We start from the raw sequence: 16,495 nt of genomic DNA, 5'->3' as shown, positions 1-16,495 counted from the left end.
GCCTCAGGTTATTTCTTCCAGCTTCTCTTTGCTCAGATTGCCCGGAACGATCGTGATCGGAATCGGCAGGCTCCCCGAATTCTTCGTCAGTTGAGTCACCAAGGGACCAGGACCTTTTTTGTCGGTCCCCGCCCCAAGTACAAGAACACCAATCTCGGGATCGGACTGAACATGTTCAATGATCTGTGCCACGGGATCACCTTCGCGAATGGCCAGTTCAGGTTCCACGTTCTGCTTGTCCCGCATCCATTTGGCAAACACTTCGAAATGCGCGTGGATACGTTCGCGGGCTTCTTCACGCATGGTTTCGGCCACACCGATCCAGTGATTGAACTCGTCGGGCGGGATGACAGACAGGACCGTCACACCACCTCCGGTATGGGCAGCCCGCATCGCGGCAAACCGCATCGCGTTCAGGCATTCGCGGCTGTCATCCAGAACGACTAGGAACTTACGCATGGGTATCCTCTTTAGGTTTCCGGGATCATGCCCGACCGATCGCACGCTGGCAACTCGGGCAAGCCTGAGGCTTTGCGCTAGCGTTCGCTTGCAGCCCAATCCCAATAAAGCGCGCGGGCACGGCGAGCAACAGGACCCACCTGAAAATGCGTATCCTCCAGCGCAGTTACCGGTGTGACCTTGCTCATGTTGCCGGACATGAAGACCTCGTCGGCCTCGTGGAAATCCTCGAAGCTCAGAACCGTTTCGTGGACCTTTACTCCATCTGCGCGCAGGTTTTTGATATGCCGTGCTCGGGTAATGCCGGCCAGGAAGGTTCCATTCGGGATCGGTGTAAAGACTTCGCCATCCTTCACCATGAAGATGTTGGCCGTCGCCGTTTCCGCCACATGCCCCATCGCATCGGCCACCAAAGCGTTGGAAAAGCCTTTCGAGCGCGCCTCTTGCAGCATGCGGGCGTTGTTGGGGTAAAGGCACCCCGCCTTGGCGTTTACGACCGCGCTTTCCAGAACCGGGCGGCGGAAGCGCGTGGTCGACAGAGTGGCCGACGCGGTTTCCGGGGCCATCGGGATTTCTTCCAGGCAGATGGCAAAACCGGTGCTGTTTTCCTGCGGGACTATTGCCGTGCTGTCACCGTCGATCCCCCAGTACATCGGACGAATGTAAACGGCTGTGTCCGGGCTGTAGGCCTGCAACCCTTCGCGTATCAACTCGACCATCTGTTCGGTCGTCATGGTCGGCGTCAGCATCAAGGCTTCGGCTGACCGGTTCACCCGTGCGCAATGGGCCTCCAGATCCGGGGCCACGCCGTCAAAATATCGCGCGCCGTCAAAGACCGAAGATCCCAGCCAGGCGCCATGATCCGCCGCACGCATGATGGGTGCGTCCCCCTCATGCCATTGGCCTTGAAAATAGGTCCGGATGTTCGTGCCGGTTGCCATGACGCCCTCCTTTGATTCAGGCAAACCCTAGGAGGGCGTCAGGCGAAGGTCCAGTGCAATCAGCGTGATGCGGCGCCGACCATGCCAACGATTTCGTAGGTCTTTTGCAGGATCGGAGCAGCGATTTCACGTGCGCGCTCGGCGCCGCGGGCGAGAATCCGGTCAATCTCGGCCTGATCCCCCATCAGGCGTGACATTTCGGTCGAGATCGGAGCCAGTTTCGCCACTGCCAGATCGGCCAGCATCGGTTTGAACTCACCGAACTGCTTGCCGCCTACTTCGGACAGAACCTGTTCGATGGTTTGATCGTTCAGGGCCGCGTAGATATTGACCAGGTTACGCGCCTCGGGGCGGTCCTCGAGCCCTTCGGCCTCTGACGGCAGAGCATCAGGGTCGGTCTTGGCTTTGCGGATTTTCTTGGCAATCGCTTCGGCGTCATCCGTCAGGTTGATCCGGCTCATGTCAGAAGGATCGGATTTCGACATCTTCTTTGATCCGTCCCTCAGGCTCATGACCCGTGTGGCCGCACCTTCGATCACCGGCTCGGTGACGGGAAAGAAATCGACGCCGAAATCGTTGTTGAACTTGATGGCGATGTCGCGAGTCAGCTCAAGATGCTGTTTCTGGTCTTCCCCGACCGGTACGTGGGTCGCGTGGTAGATGAGGATGTCCGCAGCCATCAGTGATGGGTAGGCAAACAGGCCCAACGAGGCATTCTGCTGGTTTTTGCCCGCCTTGTCTTTCCACTGGGTCATCCGCTGCATCCAGCCCATGCGGGCGACGCAGTTGAAGATCCAGCCAAGCTGCGCATGTTCCGGCACCTGGCTTTGGTTGAACAGGATCGATTGTTCCGGATCGATACCAGCTGCAATGAAGCCCGCGCACAGTTCACGCGTATTGTGGGTCAGTGCCGCGGGGTCCTGCCAAGTGGTGATCGCATGCAGGTCTACCATGCAGTAGATGGTTTGAAACTCTGCACCCTGCATATCCACAAAGCGCTTCATCGCGCCCAGATAGTTGCCCAGGGTCAGCCCGCCAGAAGGCTGGATGCCGGAAAACACGCGCGGCGTGAACTGGGTCTCGGTCATCAAAGGGAACTCCTGTCTGGAAAAATCAGCCCCCGTCGCTTACCCATGAGGCAAAGGGACGTCAACAGCCGCGAAAGGCCAGCCCGATGAGCAGTGAGCATTACACACCCGCCGTAAACCCGTTGCCGCCTGTTGTGGTGGCGCTGGTTCTGTTCATCATCGGCATCGAACTGGCCTTCACGCTGGGATCGCGCGGTCTGGTCGGAGGGCCGGCGGCAGTGGGCTGGCGTTTGGACGCGATACAGCACTATGCCTTCTCGGCGGATATTTTCGATTGGATGGTGCTGAACGGGCGTTGGCCGTTCGAACATCTGGTCCGGTTCGTGACCTATCCCTTTGTATCCGCCAACTTTACGCAGGCGATTTTTGTCTGTGTCTTCGTTCTGGCGATGGGAAAAATGGTTGGTGAGGTCTTCGGTGGTGTCCCCATGCTGCTGATCTTCGTCGTCTCGGGGATTGGCGGCGCGTTGAGTTATGCCGTTTTGTTGGACCCGCGCTATCCCCTGATCGGAGGGTTTCCACCTGTTTATGGCCTGATCGGAGCATTCACGTGGTTGTTGTGGCGCAAACTGTCGCTTGTGGGGGCAAATCAGGCAAGGGCGTTCCAACTGATCGCCGTTCTGATGGGCATTCAGTTCCTATTTGGTCTGATCTTCGGCGGAAACGCGGAATGGGTCGCCGATCTGGGCGGGTTTGCCACCGGCTTTGGCATGTCCTTTCTGGTGGCGCCGGGGGCCTGGGCCCGGATCGTCGGGCGCATCCGCCGCGATTGATCAGGCCCGGCGCAAGGCGCGTTTGAACTCTGACAATCTGAACGCTCCCAGGACATGACCAAGACAAAAATACGAGACGGCGGCGACCACGATCAGGACCAAAAGCGCAAGATAGCGCCAGCCGGGAATGTCCAGCGTCCAACCTAAGAAGTGGATCAACGCAAACAAAACCGCGCCCATACCGACCGAGGCCAGAACGATCCGGCCTGCACGTGCCCTGAAACGATCATCGAAACGCGCTTCTTCGCCCATGCGACGTGCCCCGATCGCCAGAAGAACAACCATGGCCCAGCCGGCAGTTGACGCGGCAATCGCAGGGGCGATCCAACCCACCAGCGGGAAAAGGCCAAACGCCAAGGCTGCGTTCACGACCATTGCGACCACCGCATAGCGAAACGGGGAACGCGTATCCTCGCGCGCAAAGAAAAGGGGTTGCAGCAGTTTTTGCAGCATGAATGCAGGCAGACCGATGCCATAGATCGCGACCGCCAGCGCTGTCGCAGCGGTATCCTCGGGGCTGAACTGTCCCCGTTCGAACAGCACCGAAACCAGCGGGTTCGGGATGATCAGGAACGCCACGGTCGAGGGCAGCGTCAACAGCAGCATGAATTCCCCGGCGCGGGAAAACGCGTTGCGGGCCCCTTCCTTGTCGTCGGCGCGCAGGCGGCGGGACAGGTCGGGCAGCAGGACAATGCCAATGGCGATTCCGACGACGCCCAAAGGCAGTTGGTACAGGCGATCCGCGGCGAACAGCCAACTCACGGCCTTTTCGGTCTTTGACGCCACCAGCTGTCCGACCACCAGATTGACCTGCGTAACCCCCATGGCCAAGGCGGCGGGAACCGCGATGCGGACCATCCGGCGCATCTCGGGCGTCAGGTGGGGCAGGCCGGGGCGGATACGGATACCTGCACGTTCGGTCGCCACCCAGACCAGCACCAGTTGTGCGACGCCGGCGACCGGAATGACCGAGATCAGCCATCGTATCACCTCACCGCCAGAGATGGCCCCGGCGATCAGCGCGGTGCAGGCAAAGATGTTCAGCAAAACAGGTGCCGCTGCGGCCGCTGCGAACCTGCCGGTGGCGTTCAATACCCCCGAAAACAACGCCGCCAAGGACATGAAAAGGATATACGGGAACACGACATAGCCATAGTCCACGGCCAGCTCGAAACGTTCATCCCCATGGAACCCTTCGGCCGTCAGCCACACCAGACCCGGCATGAAAACCATGGCCAGCCCGACCAGCGCCAGAACGGCCACGGCCAACAGGTTGAACGCATCTTGCGCGAACCCTTGGGGGTTCTCGTCCGCCTCCAGCCGTTTCGAGAACATGGGCACAAAAGCAGCGTTAAACGCACCTTCGGCGAAAAAGCGGCGGAACATGTTCGGCAGGCGAAAGGCCGCGACGAAAGCATCCATCACCGGCCCGGGGCCGATGAAGGCGGTCAGCAGAATTTCCCGCAGAAACCCCAGTATTCGACTGGCCAGCGTCCAGAAGCCGACCGTGAACAGGCCTGAAAACAAACGGATCTGCTTCATGAGGCCGCACGCTCAGCACCTTCGGTGATCGCCTTGCGCAGCTTGGCCTCAAGCCCACGTTGCTTGCTTTCCGAATGGTATTTCAAGCCGAACATATCTTTGACGTAAAACGTATCGACCACCTGTTCGCCATAGGTCGCGATCACGGCATTGGCGATGTAGACATTCGCTGCGGCGAGGGTCCGGGTCAGGTCAAACAACAGCCCCGGACGGTCGCGGGTGTCCACTTCGATGATCGTGTATATTTCAGAACCGTCATTGTCGAAGGTGATATGCGTTGGAACGTTGAAGGCACGCTCGCGTTTCTTGATCTTGTCGCGTGATTTCAACGCCTCCTTCGCAACCACTTCGCCGCGCAATGTCTTGTGGATCATCTGCGTAAGACGTGGCAGGCGCGAGGCTTCAAACGGGTGCCCTTCGGCGTCCTGAATCCAGAATGCATCGGTGACGTAGCCGTCTTTGGTCGTATAGCTGCGCGCATCAACGACATTGGCGCCGACCAGGGCCAGCGCGCCGGCAATGCGGGCAAAGATACCGGGGTGGTCGCCCATCGCAAAACAGGCTCGGGTTGCGTCGCGATCCTCGTCCGGTTGCAGGCGGATCTCCATCGCGCCGGGGTCGCCGCTTTGTTCCAGCGCACGCAGCATGTTCGCAAACTCGACATGTGTGGCCAGATTGAGACCCTGCCAATATGGGTCATAGTGGCGCCCCGTCTCGGATTTGAGGTCGGCCTTGGACCAGGCTGCCAGTTCGGTGCGCAGGGCTTTCTTTGCCTCGGCGCCGCGATTGGCGCGGTTGAGGTCCTCCATCCCGGTTTCCAGCGCGCGCTTGGTTTCGGCGTGAAGGGCACGCAAAAGCGTGGCTTTCCAGTTGTTCCATGTGTTCGGCCCCACGCCGCGAATGTCGCAGACGGTCAGAACGGTCAACAGGTCCAGCCGTTTGACGGTTTGAACTGCCTTGGCGAAATCACGCACTGTGCGGGGGTCTGAAATGTCACGTTTCTGTGCCATATCGGACATGAGCAGGTGATAACGCACCAGCCATTCGACCGTTTCCGAATCTGCTTTGTTCAGGCCCAGTCGTGGTGCCACCTTGCGCGCGATCTGTGCTCCAAGAATCGAGTGATCTTCGGGTCGTCCCTTTGCGATATCATGCAGCAACAGGGCGACATACAGCACCTTGCGATTGACCCCACCTTTCAGAATCGAAGAGGCAAGAGGCAGCGATTCGATCAGCTCTCCGCGTTCGATCTGGGCCAGGTTCACGATGCACTGGATGGTATGCTCGTCCACCGTATAGCTGTGGTACATGTTAAACTGCATCATTGCCACGATGGGCTCGAACTCGGGCAGGAAGGCGGACAGTACACCCAGTTCGTTCATCCGCCGCAAGGCTCGCTCTGGGTTGCCGTGTTTCAGCATCAGGTCCAGAAAGATGCGCCGCGCTTCTTTGTCATTTCGCATTTCGTCGTCGATCAGATGCAGATTTGCCGCCACCAGACGCATGGCATCCGGATGGATCAGCATTCCCGTTCGCAAGCCTTCTTCGAACAGGCGCAGAAGGTTTACCTTGTCGGACAGAAATTTGTCAGGGTCCGCTATGTCCAGACGACCGTGAACAACCCGGTATCCCGCTTTGACCCGCCGGCGTCTGCGGAAAATACGCTCCAGCAAAGGTGCGCCTTTCACGTGCAGCGCCTCAAGCTTCGTCAGAAAAATCCGCGTCAACTCGCCCACACGCGTGGCTTCGCGGAAATAGCGTTGCATGAACACCTCGACCGCCCGGCGACCGGCGTGATCCTCATAGCCCATGCGCGCGGCAACCTCGACCTGCATGTCAAAGGTCAGTTGCTCGGTGGCGCGACCCGTCACCAGATGCAAATGCGAACGAACGGCCCAAAGAAATTCTTCGGCCTGAACGAAGGTCTTGAACTCTTCCGGGGTGAAAAGGCCCAAAGGCACCAGCTCGGCCACGTCCTGAACGCCATAGATATACTTTGCGATCCAGTAGAGGGATTGGAGGTCGCGCAACCCCCCTTTGCCCTCTTTCACGTTGGGTTCGACCTTGTAGCGCTCACCCTGTTTCAGGTGCCGCTCATCTCGTTCGTTCAGTTTGGCTTCGATGAATTCCCGCTCGGTTCCTTTGAACAGCTCGGTTTTCAGGCGTCGCTCAAGCTCGTCGGCCAGTGCCTTGTCGCCCGCCAAATAGCGTTGTTCAAGCATTGCCGTGCGGATCGTGAAATCCTCGGTGCCCAGCCGAAGGCAGTCTTTGATCGTGCGCGAGGAATGCCCGACCTTAAGCCTGAGATCCCAAAGGATATAAAGCATCGATTCGATGACGCTCTCGGCCCAGGCGGTGATTTTGTAGGGGGTCAGAAACAGCAGATCGACATCAGAAGACGGTGCCATTTCACCGCGCCCGTACCCGCCAACGGCCAGTACGGCGATCTTTTCACCTTGTGTTGGCGTCGCAAGCGGATGCAAACGCGTGCTGGAGACCAGCATCGCGGTTCCGACCAGCTGGTCCGTCAGGTAGGTATAGGAGCGGGTCAGCGCGCGCGCGTCGAACGGACGCTCGCTGAAGGCATCGGCAATGGCTTTACGGCCCGCTTTCTGAGCGTCACGCAGGATGCGCACTGTTTCAGAACGCATTTTGCTGTTGTCAGAGCTGGTCTCGAACACCTCAGCCAGCGCATCATTGACGCTGACGCTGTCAAAGATGTTTTCGGCAGGGCAAATTAGCGCGCCATCCGGCGCCATGGTCTCGCCCGATCGCTCAGAAACCGGCACCAGAGAAGCTTTGCGGGGCAGGGTCAATCACAACCACCTGTTTATTCTGAATCGTCGCTACGGCAAGGCCGCGTTCATTGGTGCCGTTCGGGCGGAGGCGGAAGATACCGCCAACACCTTGGAAACCGGCATTTTGGGTCAGGGCAGCACCGGTCAGAGCATTGGATTTGCCCTGGCTGACCAAAGCACCAATCGCCGCTATTCCGTCATAGGCCAGACCGCTGATCGGATGAGGCGCTTCTCCATATGTCGCGTTATAGCGTTGACGATAGGCTTGGGCCTTTGACGGGTCGGGCAGGGCGAACCATCCCCCTTGCACGCCCGGCAGCTCCAGCGTTTGCGGGGGGATATCCCAACGGGTTAGACCGATGAATTGTGTCGTCGCCGGAGAAACGCCGGCCTCAGGCAGCAATTGCGAGAAAAGTGGCAAGGCACCCGCTGTCGTTGCCGTCATGAAAATCGAGTCCGCCCCTGTCGAATCGACGGTGGCCTTGATGGTGGGAACCGAGTTGATGACACCCTGTTGCGACCGGTCGTATCCGACCGTTCCCGCATTGTTGACCCGGCTGTTTGCCAGAGCATTGGCGATGGCAGCTTGCCCCACTTGCCCCGCGGCATCATTGCTGTGCACGATAACCGTGTTCGTTTTGCCTTGCCTGCCCGCATAATTCACCAGCCGGTTGGCGGTGTTTTCAAAGGTCGGTCCAAGTACAAATACATTGCCACCCGCAATGCTGGTGTTGTTCGAGAACGAAAGAACATTCACGTTATTGTTCAGTACGGCCAGTCCGGCAGCGTTTGCCGCCTGGGCGTAAACAGGGCCGACAATGATCTTGGCGCCTTCGGCAACGGCCTGCTGGGCCACCGCTGTCGCCGTGGTCGGGTTTCCTGCTGTATCGTAAACACGCAGGTCGATTTTGACGTTAGGCAGATCGGACATTGCCATACGGGCCGCATTCTCAAGGCTCTGCGCCAGCGCGGCGTCGCCCGAGCGGGGAACCAGCAAAGCAACCGGAACAGGATTCGACGTGTCAATCGAAGGGCCACCCCCAACGCCGCCCGGCTCACAAGCGGCCAGAAATGCTGCGGTCGTCAGGGCAATGGCGGCTTTCGCCAGCTTGCTTACGGGCTTGCAAACGGTAAACATCTAAATGAAAACTCCCTGATCCGGCGGCTGTGAATGCTTCTGTTCTGTTGAGCCGCGATAATAAACGTCACGCTGTGAGGGTCCAGCTTTGAATTTCCAAAAGATCAGATTGGCTGCGGGCCTGTATTTTGTTGCCACTCCGATCGGAACCGCGCGCGACATTACGCTCAGGGCGCTGGATGTTCTGGCCTCGGCCGATGTGATAGCGGCGGAGGACACCCGGAGCCTGCGGCGGTTGATGGAAATCCATGGCATCCCCCTGGAGGGTCGGCATATCCAAGCCTACCATGATCACAGCGGCGCCGGGGCGCGTGGCAGGCTTATGGATGCCTTGGCACAGGGGCAATCGGTCGCCTATGCATCCGAGGCGGGTATGCCGCTGATCGCTGATCCGGGATATGATCTGGGCAAGCAGGCGGCCGAAGCCGGGCATATGGTGACCTGTGCGCCCGGGGCATCCGCTGCCATAACAGCGCTGACCCTGGCGGGCCTGCCAACGGATTCATTCTTTTTCGCAGGTTTCTTGCCCAATGCATCGGGCGCACGCCGGACCCGGATTGAGGCTTTGAAAAACATACCAGGCACCTTGGTGTTCTATGAATCCCCAAAACGCGTCTCGGCCAGCCTTGCAGATCTTGCGGAATGCCTGGGGGCAGACCGTCAGGCGGCCTTGTGCCGTGAACTGACGAAAAAGTTCGAAGAAATCCGTCGTGGAAGCCTGGCGGATCTGGCGGCGGAAATTCAGGAAAAACCGGTCAAGGGTGAGATCGTTCTGCTGGTGGACCGTAGCCATTCGCAAAGTGTTAACGAATCCGACGTAGAAGAGGCTTTGAAGCGAGCTTTGGAAACTCATTCGGTCAGGGACGCAGCGGATCTTGTGTCAGAAATGTATGATCTGCCGCGCCGTCCAATTTACCAGAAAGCTCTGAAACTGGGAAAGGGATGACATGGGGCGGCGTGCAATTCAGGGCTCGGTTTCCTATCAGGCGGGACAGTCAGCCGAGCTTCGGGTAGCCATGGACTACGAGCGCCGGGGGTTTGCAATTGCGCATCATCGGTGGCGGGGTGCCGGTGGTGAAATCGATCTGATTGTGCGGGACGGCGATGGGCTGGTGTTCATCGAGGTCAAGAAAAGCTCCAGTTTCGAAAAAGCTGCAGCCCGGATCAGCCAAAGACAAATCGACCGAATCTGTGCTTCAGCCGCGCAATACCTGGAAAACGAACCAGGTGGGCAATTGACCAATGTCCGCTTTGACGCGGCACTGGTAGATGGCACTGGCGCGGTTCAAATCATCGAAAACGCCTTCGGTCACGCCTAAGCCCCATTGAACCCTCAGGCCTGCTGGGCCATGTATCTTGCGTGAAACTGAGGGACACGCCATGAAAATCGCCTTTCAAATGGACCCGATCGGGGCCGTGGACATCAACGCCGACAGCTCATTCCGTCTGGCGGAAGAGGCGCAGGCGCGCGGTCATTCGTTGTTTTTCTATGGGCCGGATCAGCTGGCCTATCAGGAAGGTCGTATCACGGCGCGCGGCCATGACATGACTGTGCAGCGGGTCGCTGGCGATCCAGCGGTTCTGAGCCCCGAACGTGAAGTTGACCTGGCCGATTTCGACGTGGTCTGGCTGCGTCAGGATCCACCCTTTGACATGCATTACATCACGTCCACCCATCTGCTGGACCGCCTGAAAGGGCAAACGCTTGTGGTCAACGACCCGTTCTGGGTTCGGAACTATCCTGAAAAACTGCTGGTTTTGGATTTCCCTGACCTGACGCCGCCGACAACGATTGCCCGTGACATAAAAACGATCAAGGCGTTCAAGGAAAAGCACGGCGATATCATCCTCAAGCCGCTTTATGGCAATGGCGGTGCGGGCGTGTTCCGACTGGATGCCAATGACCGCAATCTGACCTCTCTGCACGAGCTGTTCACGGGGTTCTCGCGCGAGCCTCTGATCGTGCAAAAGTTCCTGCCGGATGTCAGCAATGGCGACAAGCGGGTGATCCTCGTGGACGGTGAACCGGTTGGCGCAATCAACCGGGTGCCGGCCGCGGGCGAAACGCGGTCAAACATGCATGTGGGCGGGCGCCCGGAAAAGATCGGGTTGTCAGAGCGTGATCTGGAGATCTGCGCCGCCATCGGGCCGCTGCTGAAGGAAAAAGGTCAGATTTTTGTCGGGATCGACATCATTGGCGACTATCTCACCGAGATCAACGTGACCTCGCCCACCGGTATTCAAGAGCTGGAACGGTTCGACGGCGTGAACATTGCCGAAAAGATCTGGCAGGCGATTGAAGCCAAGGTTTAAGCCATGACGCGGGCGCTGATGCGAAAGCTCAGCGCCTCTGCGACATGTGGCCTGCGGATGTCGGTTGAACCGTCCAGATCGGCGATCGTTCGCGACACTCTCAGGATCCGATGAAAGGCACGGGCCGATAGGCCGAACCGATCTGCGGCCTTCAGCAAAACCGCTTTTCCTTCTGCATCGGGTGTTGCGATCTGTTCCAGAACCTTGCCTTCGGCGTCGGAATTCTGGCGCATCTCTGGCATTCCCCGAAACCGCTCTGCCTGTATGGCGCGGGCGGTTTCAACCCGCCCGGCAACCGTCGCCGAGCTGTCGCCGGATGGGGGCAGATCAAGATCGGTGAAGCCCACAGGCGGAACTTCGATCCGCAGGTCGAACCTGTCCATGAGGGGTCCCGAGATACGGTTCAGATAATCCTCGCCGCAGCCGGGTGCGCGAGAGCAGGCGCGCGATGGATCCGTCATGTAGCCGCATTTGCACGGGTTCGCGGCGGCCACCAGCATGAAACGACAGGGGTATTTCACATGGGCATTGGCCCGCGCCACCATGACTTCTCCGGACTCAATTGGCTGGCGCAGGGTCTCCAGAACCGTACGGGGAAATTCGGGGAACTCATCCATGAACAGCACGCCGTTATGCGCCAATGAGATCTCACCGGGCTTGGCACCTTTGCCACCACCAACAATGGCTGCCATCGAGGCCGTATGATGCGGTTCCCGAAAAGGACGTGTGCGGTTGATGCCGCCTTCGTCCAGCAACCCGCACAGGGACTGGATCATCGAAGTTTCCAACGCTTCGACTGCGGTCAGCGGAGGCAAGATGCCCGGAAGCCGTGCAGCCAGCATGGATTTGCCCGACCCCGGCGTGCCGATCATGATCAGATGGTGACGCCCGGCTGCCGCGATTTCCAAGGCGCGCTTGGCGCGTTCCTGCCCCTTTACATCGCGCAGATCCCGCACGCTGGGCGTCAGATTCACCTCGCCGGGTTGTGCCGCCGGCAAAGGGGACTGTCCCGAGAAATGGCGGACAACATCGCCCAGGGAGCCCGCGCCGATAACCTGAGTGGCGTCGACCCATGCAGCCTCGGCGCTGGAAGCTTTGGGACACAGCAACATGCGATCTTCGGACGCGGCCGTCATGGCCGCGGGCAGGGCGCCGACGACAGGTACCAGAGATCCATCAAGCGACAACTCTCCCAGTGCGACCGTTCCTTCGGCGGCATCGGCTGGGATGACCTCGAGTGCCGACAACAGCGCGACTGCGATGGGCAGGTCGAAATGGCTGCCTTCCTTGGGCAGATCCGCAGGAGACAGGTTGATCGTAATTCGTTTCGAGGGCAGAGCGATGGCCATCGCGCTCAGCGCGCTGCGGACACGGTCGCGGGCTTCGGACACGGCTTTGTCGGGAAGGCCAACGATGGAAAAGGCCGGCAAGCCGGGCGATACGGCACATTGCACCTCGACCGGGCGGGCTTCGACGCCGTGAAAGGCAACAGTGTGGGCGCGGGCGACCATGGCAGTCCTGTTCTTGGTTAACAGGGTGTTGCTGCCATGATTGTGGTTTAAGAGTCGTTAACAGTTGCGCGCAATGCAGCGAATTTTGGCCACGCGTCGGGATCGGCAACGGTTTTGTCGCGGCAGAATGGATTGCAGAAGCCCCAGCATTTGCCATCCAACTCAAGAAATTCCGCAACGGGTTTGCCGGAATACGGGCAAACTTGGTTGATTGACGGGCCGGAGACCGGCTTGGCGGTTGAAACCCCTCCGATCGGCCAGGGCTTGGACGGCAAATCCAGACGATAGGGAAAAGGGTCGTATCTGATGGTCAGGCCCATTGCGCGCCATTGTCTGACGGCGGGGTCTGACAACAGGTCCAGGCAATAGGTCCGGTTCGCCTTGGATACTGGCAGCCCGTATCCGATGATCCGCGCTGCGACAGGTGTGTAAAACACGTCCGCCAGAGAATACGTGCCAAACAACGGGCCTTGTTCCGCACCTGACACTTTGCGCGCATGGCCCCAGAGTGTTTCGATGCGTGCCAGATCTGCCAGTGTTTCATCTGATGGGGCGAAACCCTGCCAGACGTGGCGCAATTGCATCGCGCATTCACCTCGCAAGGCAACAAACCCTGCCACCATCTCGGCGCACAGCCAGCGGGCGGTTGCCCGGGCGGCGGGATCTGATGGCCACAACCCGGCATCAGGGTGGCGCTCGGCCAGGGTTTCAGCCATGGCCAGGCTTTCGCCCACCACAGTTCCTTCCGGCAGGCGCAGGGCAGGCACAAGTCGCGCTGGGGCCAAGGGCTCCATATCCTGTGCCATTGTGCCCGAATACAGGCCAATCATGTGGCTTCTGTAGGGCAGGTTGAATTTCTCAAGCATCAACCAGCCACGCATTGACCAGCTGGAGAAGAGGCGGTCGCCGATATACAAATCATATGTCATACGCAGACGATGCCGCAGGTTCGCAGTTCGGTAAAACATTGATTTGTGCGGGGTCTGTTCACGGAAGGTGATTGATTGTACCGACGGACCACCTGTCTGCGTCGATCAGGATATCCGTCACCGACAAGTTGTCGATTCGGTGTGAAAAAGTCTGTTGTCCGTCCAGATCAAGTGCGCGCTGCACCTGAGTTAGGATAACGCCGAAATGCGCAACGATGACCAGATCGCCGCCTGAATGTGCTGAAACAAGCGTGTCGATCGCCGCGTCGACCCGATTGCGGACGTCGTTCCAGCTTTCACCCTGCGGCGGGCGGACATCGCCGGGGTTGTCCCAATACGCAAAGGCCAGTTCCTGGTCTTCGGCTTCGATTTCGGCAAATCCGCGCAACTCCCAGTGACCAAAATGAATTTCCCGCAAGCCCGGATCATGAGGAAGGCGTTGACGTTGACCTTGTATGGCCGTGGCGGTTTCAACTGCCCGTGACAGATCGGACGAGATCACAAGCGCCTCGGGCGGCAAATGGTCGTTCAGACGTTTCAGTGCGGCTGTATCACTCAGGTCGGCGGGCAGGTCGGACCAGCCGACCATGGTTTTCGCGTGCGTCGGCCCGTGTCGAACAAGGTGAAGGCGCGTCACGGCAATTGCCCTTTCAGAACCAAGGGCAATCCGGCGGTGATCTGCACCACCAGATCGGCCTGCGCTGCAAGTGCGATATTCAGCCGCCCCTGGGCTTCGCGAAACCGGCGGGCCAGGGCGTTGTCCGGGACAATACCGTGGCCAACTTCGTTCGAGACGATCACGATTTGCGCGGCGCATGCACGAAGGGCGTCAAGCAGGGCGGTTTGTGCCGCTTCCAGATCGGTATCAGTCAACAGGTGGTTGCTCAGCCACATGGTGGCGCAGTCAATCAGGCAAATCTGATCGGGCGACAACGTGGCCAGAACCGGCCCCGGATCGAAGGGTTCTTCAACCGTGGTCCACCCGTCGCCGCGTTGTTCAAGATGGCGCTCAATCTTCTGGCGCATCTCGTCATCAAACACTTGTGATGTCGCAAGGTAAACTCGGCTTTTCCCCTGAGAAACAACCAGTTCTTCGGCGAAAACCGACTTCCCTGACGCGGCCCCACCCAGAACCAAGGTTAAATCCGGCGACACAGTACTTACCTATAGTTGATCCGTTTGGTGCTGTTTTGCGTAATGGTCATAGGTCGGCAAAGCAAGTCTGACCAGTACCTGCAAACAGGGGAGAGGTTTATGGCACTGGATAATGCGACGGACTTTTCGATGTCCCGGCAAGCAATGAAGGCCGAGCTGCTGGATGCGGAAACCGAACTGAAACTGGCTTATGCTTGGCGTGATGAGCGTGATGAACAGGCGTTGCACCGTCTGATCACCGCCTATATGCGTCTGGCGATTTCGATGGCGGCCAAGTTCAAGCGCTATGGCGCGCCGATGAATGATCTCATTCAGGAAGCAGGCCTTGGCCTGATGAAGGCCGCAGACAAGTTCGATCCAGATCGCGGCGTGCGGTTTTCGACCTATGCCGTATGGTGGATCAAGGCAAGCATTCAGGACTATGTGATGCGTAACTGGTCCATGGTTCGGACCGGGTCTACCTCATCCCAGAAATCGCTGTTCTTCAACATGCGTCGAGTTCAGGCCAGGCTGGAACGTGAAGCCGCCACCGAAGGGCAGGAACTGGACCGTCATCAGTTGCATCAGATGATCGCCACGGAAATCGGTGTGCCGCTGCGCGACGTCGAGATGATGGAAGGTCGTCTGTCCGGCTCTGATTTTTCGCTTAATGCGGTGCAATCCGCTGATGAGGATGGGCGCGAGTGGATCGATGCCCTGGAAGATGACCGCGAGCAGGCAGCCGAAGCAGTTGAACACAGCCATGATACTGAACAACTGCGCAAGTGGCTGTTGACGGCGATGAATGCCTTGAATGATCGCGAGCGGTTCATTGTGCGCGAGCGCAAGCTGCGAGACCCCGCGCGAACCCTGGAAAGCTTGGGAACCGAGCTGGGCCTGTCCAAGGAACGTGTACGACAGCTTGAGGCCGCAGCCTTCGCGAAAATGCGCAAGAACCTTGAAGCCCAGTCGCGCGAGGTGCAACACTTCATCGCATGAAACAGTTTGCGATTCTTGTGTGCGTTCTGGGTCTTACGGTTGCGGCAGCGCGACCGGGGCTGGCAGATAGACTTGTTCCCGCTGATGCCATGTCCGCGATGGTGGAGGCCGATGTCGTGATATTGGGGGAAGTTCACGACAACCCGACGCATCATCTGGTGCAGGCCGAGGCGCTTGAAGCTGTTTCACCCTCGGCCGTCGTCTGGGAAATGGTCACGGAAGAGGGCGCGCAGAGGCTCGCTCAGAAAGCTGTGTCCAACCCAGAAGAACTGAGCCGTATTCTGGAATGGGCTGAAAGTGGCTGGCCTCCGCTCAGCATGTATTATCCGGTGTTCGAGGCTTCAGGCGCGCCGGTTTACGGGGCCATGGTTCCGCGTGCTGCCGCGCGTGCCGCGATGGAACGCGGTGCCGCCACGGCGTTGGGTGCAGATGCGGCGCGTTATGGCCTGACGGTGCCTCTATCGCCCGAAGAACAGGCCGCGCGCGAGGCCGACCAGTTGGCGGCGCATTGTGATGCGCTTCCGGCTGAAATGTTGCCCCAGATGGTTGCGATCCAAAGATTGCGCGATGCTGTGCTGGCCCGTGCCGTGGTCCGTGCGATGGACGAAACCGGGGGTCCGGTTGCCGTGATCACCGGAAACGGTCATGCGCGAAAGGATCGGGGCATACCGACTTATCTTGCGCGCCTCAGGCCAGGTTGGAAAGTCGTGGCCGTCGGACAATCCGAAGATGGAGTGATCGACGGAGAATTCGATATCGTGATTGATAGCCCTACGGCCGAGCGCGAAGACCCCTGTGCGGCATTTCAGGTTCAGAATTAATCGCTGGAACTACCTGCGGGCCTTGCCTAATGTCGGGGCCGACCGGGAC

The 16,495-nt window shown here is 59.0% G+C and carries 16 protein-coding genes; 6 read left to right on the top strand and 10 right to left on the bottom strand.

Annotated features, from left to right (window positions below; translation table 11 throughout):
* Positions 1–3: 3 nt before the first annotated feature.
* The 3 genes from GOW60_RS14045 to trpS form a co-directional block, all read right to left on the bottom strand.
* A complete protein-coding gene (locus GOW60_RS14045) occupies positions 4–459 on the bottom strand; it encodes a universal stress protein (RefSeq protein WP_152456865.1) in 456 nt (151 codons plus the stop codon).
* Positions 460–536: 77 nt separating this feature from the next.
* Entirely contained in the window at positions 537–1,400 is an 864-nt protein-coding gene (locus GOW60_RS14040; protein ID WP_171229760.1) for a branched-chain amino acid aminotransferase, read from the bottom strand.
* 59 nt (positions 1,401–1,459) lie between these two features.
* Entirely contained in the window at positions 1,460–2,488 is a 1,029-nt protein-coding gene (trpS, locus tag GOW60_RS14035) for a tryptophan--tRNA ligase (RefSeq protein ID WP_171229759.1), read from the bottom strand.
* Positions 2,489–2,574: 86 nt separating this feature from the next.
* Here trpS and GOW60_RS14030 point away from each other — a divergent pair, with 86 nt between their 5' ends.
* Entirely contained in the window at positions 2,575–3,261 is a 687-nt protein-coding gene (locus GOW60_RS14030; protein WP_171229758.1) for a rhomboid family intramembrane serine protease, read from the top strand.
* On the opposite strand, the gene murJ is transcribed toward GOW60_RS14030, so the two are convergent.
* From murJ to GOW60_RS14015, 3 genes are read right to left on the bottom strand one after another with little or no spacing between them, the layout of a single operon-like run.
* The gene (gene murJ / locus GOW60_RS14025; protein WP_171229757.1) at positions 3,262–4,803 is read right to left on the bottom strand and encodes a murein biosynthesis integral membrane protein MurJ; all 1,542 of its coding nucleotides are present in this window, start codon (positions 4,801–4,803) and stop codon (positions 3,262–3,264) included. It lies immediately after the preceding gene.
* A complete protein-coding gene (locus tag GOW60_RS14020; RefSeq protein WP_371813364.1) occupies positions 4,800–7,619 on the bottom strand; it encodes a [protein-PII] uridylyltransferase in 2,820 nt (939 codons plus the stop codon). Before GOW60_RS14020 ends, murJ begins: the two co-directional genes overlap by 4 nt.
* Positions 7,579–8,739, bottom strand: coding sequence for a penicillin-binding protein activator (locus GOW60_RS14015; protein ID WP_152456871.1), 1,161 nt, complete (start codon positions 8,737–8,739; stop codon positions 7,579–7,581). The genes GOW60_RS14020 and GOW60_RS14015 overlap by 41 nt, the downstream gene beginning before the upstream one ends.
* An 88-nt stretch (positions 8,740–8,827) precedes the next feature.
* Between GOW60_RS14015 and rsmI the strand changes: the two genes are divergently transcribed.
* The 3 genes from rsmI (at position 8,828) to gshB (ending at position 11,052) form a co-directional block, all read left to right on the top strand.
* Positions 8,828–9,685, top strand: a complete 858-nt coding sequence (rsmI, locus tag GOW60_RS14010; RefSeq protein ID WP_171229756.1) for a 16S rRNA (cytidine(1402)-2'-O)-methyltransferase — start codon at positions 8,828–8,830, stop codon at positions 9,683–9,685.
* A 1-nt stretch (position 9,686) separates the two neighbouring features.
* Positions 9,687–10,058, top strand: a complete 372-nt coding sequence (locus GOW60_RS14005; protein WP_171229755.1) for a YraN family protein — start codon at positions 9,687–9,689, stop codon at positions 10,056–10,058.
* Between the two features lie 61 nt (positions 10,059–10,119).
* The gene (gshB, locus tag GOW60_RS14000) at positions 10,120–11,052 is read left to right on the top strand and encodes a glutathione synthase (protein ID WP_152456874.1); all 933 of its coding nucleotides are present in this window, start codon (positions 10,120–10,122) and stop codon (positions 11,050–11,052) included.
* On the opposite strand, the gene GOW60_RS13995 is transcribed toward gshB, so the two are convergent.
* From GOW60_RS13995 to cobU, 4 genes are read right to left on the bottom strand one after another with little or no spacing between them, the layout of a single operon-like run.
* Positions 11,049–12,563 carry a YifB family Mg chelatase-like AAA ATPase gene (locus GOW60_RS13995; protein WP_171229754.1) on the bottom strand — a complete coding sequence of 505 codons (1,515 nt, stop codon included), beginning with the start codon at positions 12,561–12,563 and terminating at the stop codon, positions 11,049–11,051. The two genes, gshB and GOW60_RS13995, sit on opposite strands and share 4 nt — an antisense overlap.
* A 47-nt stretch (positions 12,564–12,610) precedes the next feature.
* The gene (locus tag GOW60_RS13990; protein ID WP_171229753.1) at positions 12,611–13,492 is read right to left on the bottom strand and encodes a glutathione S-transferase; all 882 of its coding nucleotides are present in this window, start codon (positions 13,490–13,492) and stop codon (positions 12,611–12,613) included.
* Positions 13,493–13,550: 58 nt separating this feature from the next.
* Positions 13,551–14,129, bottom strand: a complete 579-nt coding sequence (locus tag GOW60_RS13985; protein WP_171229752.1) for a histidine phosphatase family protein — start codon at positions 14,127–14,129, stop codon at positions 13,551–13,553.
* Complete coding sequence (gene cobU / locus GOW60_RS13980) at positions 14,126–14,647, bottom strand: bifunctional adenosylcobinamide kinase/adenosylcobinamide-phosphate guanylyltransferase (protein ID WP_171229751.1); 522 nt, start codon at positions 14,645–14,647, stop codon at positions 14,126–14,128. The genes GOW60_RS13985 and cobU overlap by 4 nt, the downstream gene beginning before the upstream one ends.
* Positions 14,648–14,746: 99 nt before the next feature.
* Here cobU and GOW60_RS13975 point away from each other — a divergent pair, with 99 nt between their 5' ends.
* On the top strand, positions 14,747–15,625 hold the full coding sequence (locus GOW60_RS13975; protein ID WP_152456879.1) for an RNA polymerase factor sigma-32: 879 nt from the start codon (positions 14,747–14,749) through the stop codon (positions 15,623–15,625).
* A complete protein-coding gene (locus GOW60_RS13970; protein ID WP_171229750.1) occupies positions 15,622–16,446 on the top strand; it encodes a ChaN family lipoprotein in 825 nt (274 codons plus the stop codon). The genes GOW60_RS13975 and GOW60_RS13970 overlap by 4 nt, the downstream gene beginning before the upstream one ends.
* The last annotated feature ends 49 nt before the right edge of the window (positions 16,447–16,495 follow it).

Source organism: Ruegeria sp. HKCCA4008 (assembly GCF_013033125.1).
In the GTDB taxonomy this organism is placed as follows: Bacteria; Pseudomonadota; Alphaproteobacteria; order Rhodobacterales; family Rhodobacteraceae; genus Ruegeria.
Note: the sequence above shows the minus strand (reverse complement) of the source record. Positions and strands in the feature narration are given on the sequence as shown.

Coding starts and splice junctions, on each gene's coding strand:
- GOW60_RS13970 (WP_171229750.1), top strand. CDS start 15,622: ATGAAACAGTTTGCGATTCTTGTGTGCGTTCTGGGTCTTACGGTTGCG.
- GOW60_RS14030 (WP_171229758.1), top strand. CDS start 2,575: ATGAGCAGTGAGCATTACACACCCGCCGTAAACCCGTTGCCGCCTGTT.
- GOW60_RS14045 (WP_152456865.1), bottom strand. CDS start 459: ATGCGTAAGTTCCTAGTCGTTCTGGATGACAGCCGCGAATGCCTGAAC.
- gshB (WP_152456874.1), top strand. CDS start 10,120: ATGAAAATCGCCTTTCAAATGGACCCGATCGGGGCCGTGGACATCAAC.
- trpS (WP_171229759.1), bottom strand. CDS start 2,488: ATGACCGAGACCCAGTTCACGCCGCGCGTGTTTTCCGGCATCCAGCCT.
- GOW60_RS14040 (WP_171229760.1), bottom strand. CDS start 1,400: ATGGCAACCGGCACGAACATCCGGACCTATTTTCAAGGCCAATGGCAT.
- GOW60_RS13975 (WP_152456879.1), top strand. CDS start 14,747: ATGGCACTGGATAATGCGACGGACTTTTCGATGTCCCGGCAAGCAATG.
- GOW60_RS14015 (WP_152456871.1), bottom strand. CDS start 8,739: ATGTTTACCGTTTGCAAGCCCGTAAGCAAGCTGGCGAAAGCCGCCATT.
- GOW60_RS14005 (WP_171229755.1), top strand. CDS start 9,687: ATGGGGCGGCGTGCAATTCAGGGCTCGGTTTCCTATCAGGCGGGACAG.
- GOW60_RS13995 (WP_171229754.1), bottom strand. CDS start 12,563: ATGGTCGCCCGCGCCCACACTGTTGCCTTTCACGGCGTCGAAGCCCGC.
- GOW60_RS13990 (WP_171229753.1), bottom strand. CDS start 13,492: ATGACATATGATTTGTATATCGGCGACCGCCTCTTCTCCAGCTGGTCA.
- murJ (WP_171229757.1), bottom strand. CDS start 4,803: ATGAAGCAGATCCGTTTGTTTTCAGGCCTGTTCACGGTCGGCTTCTGG.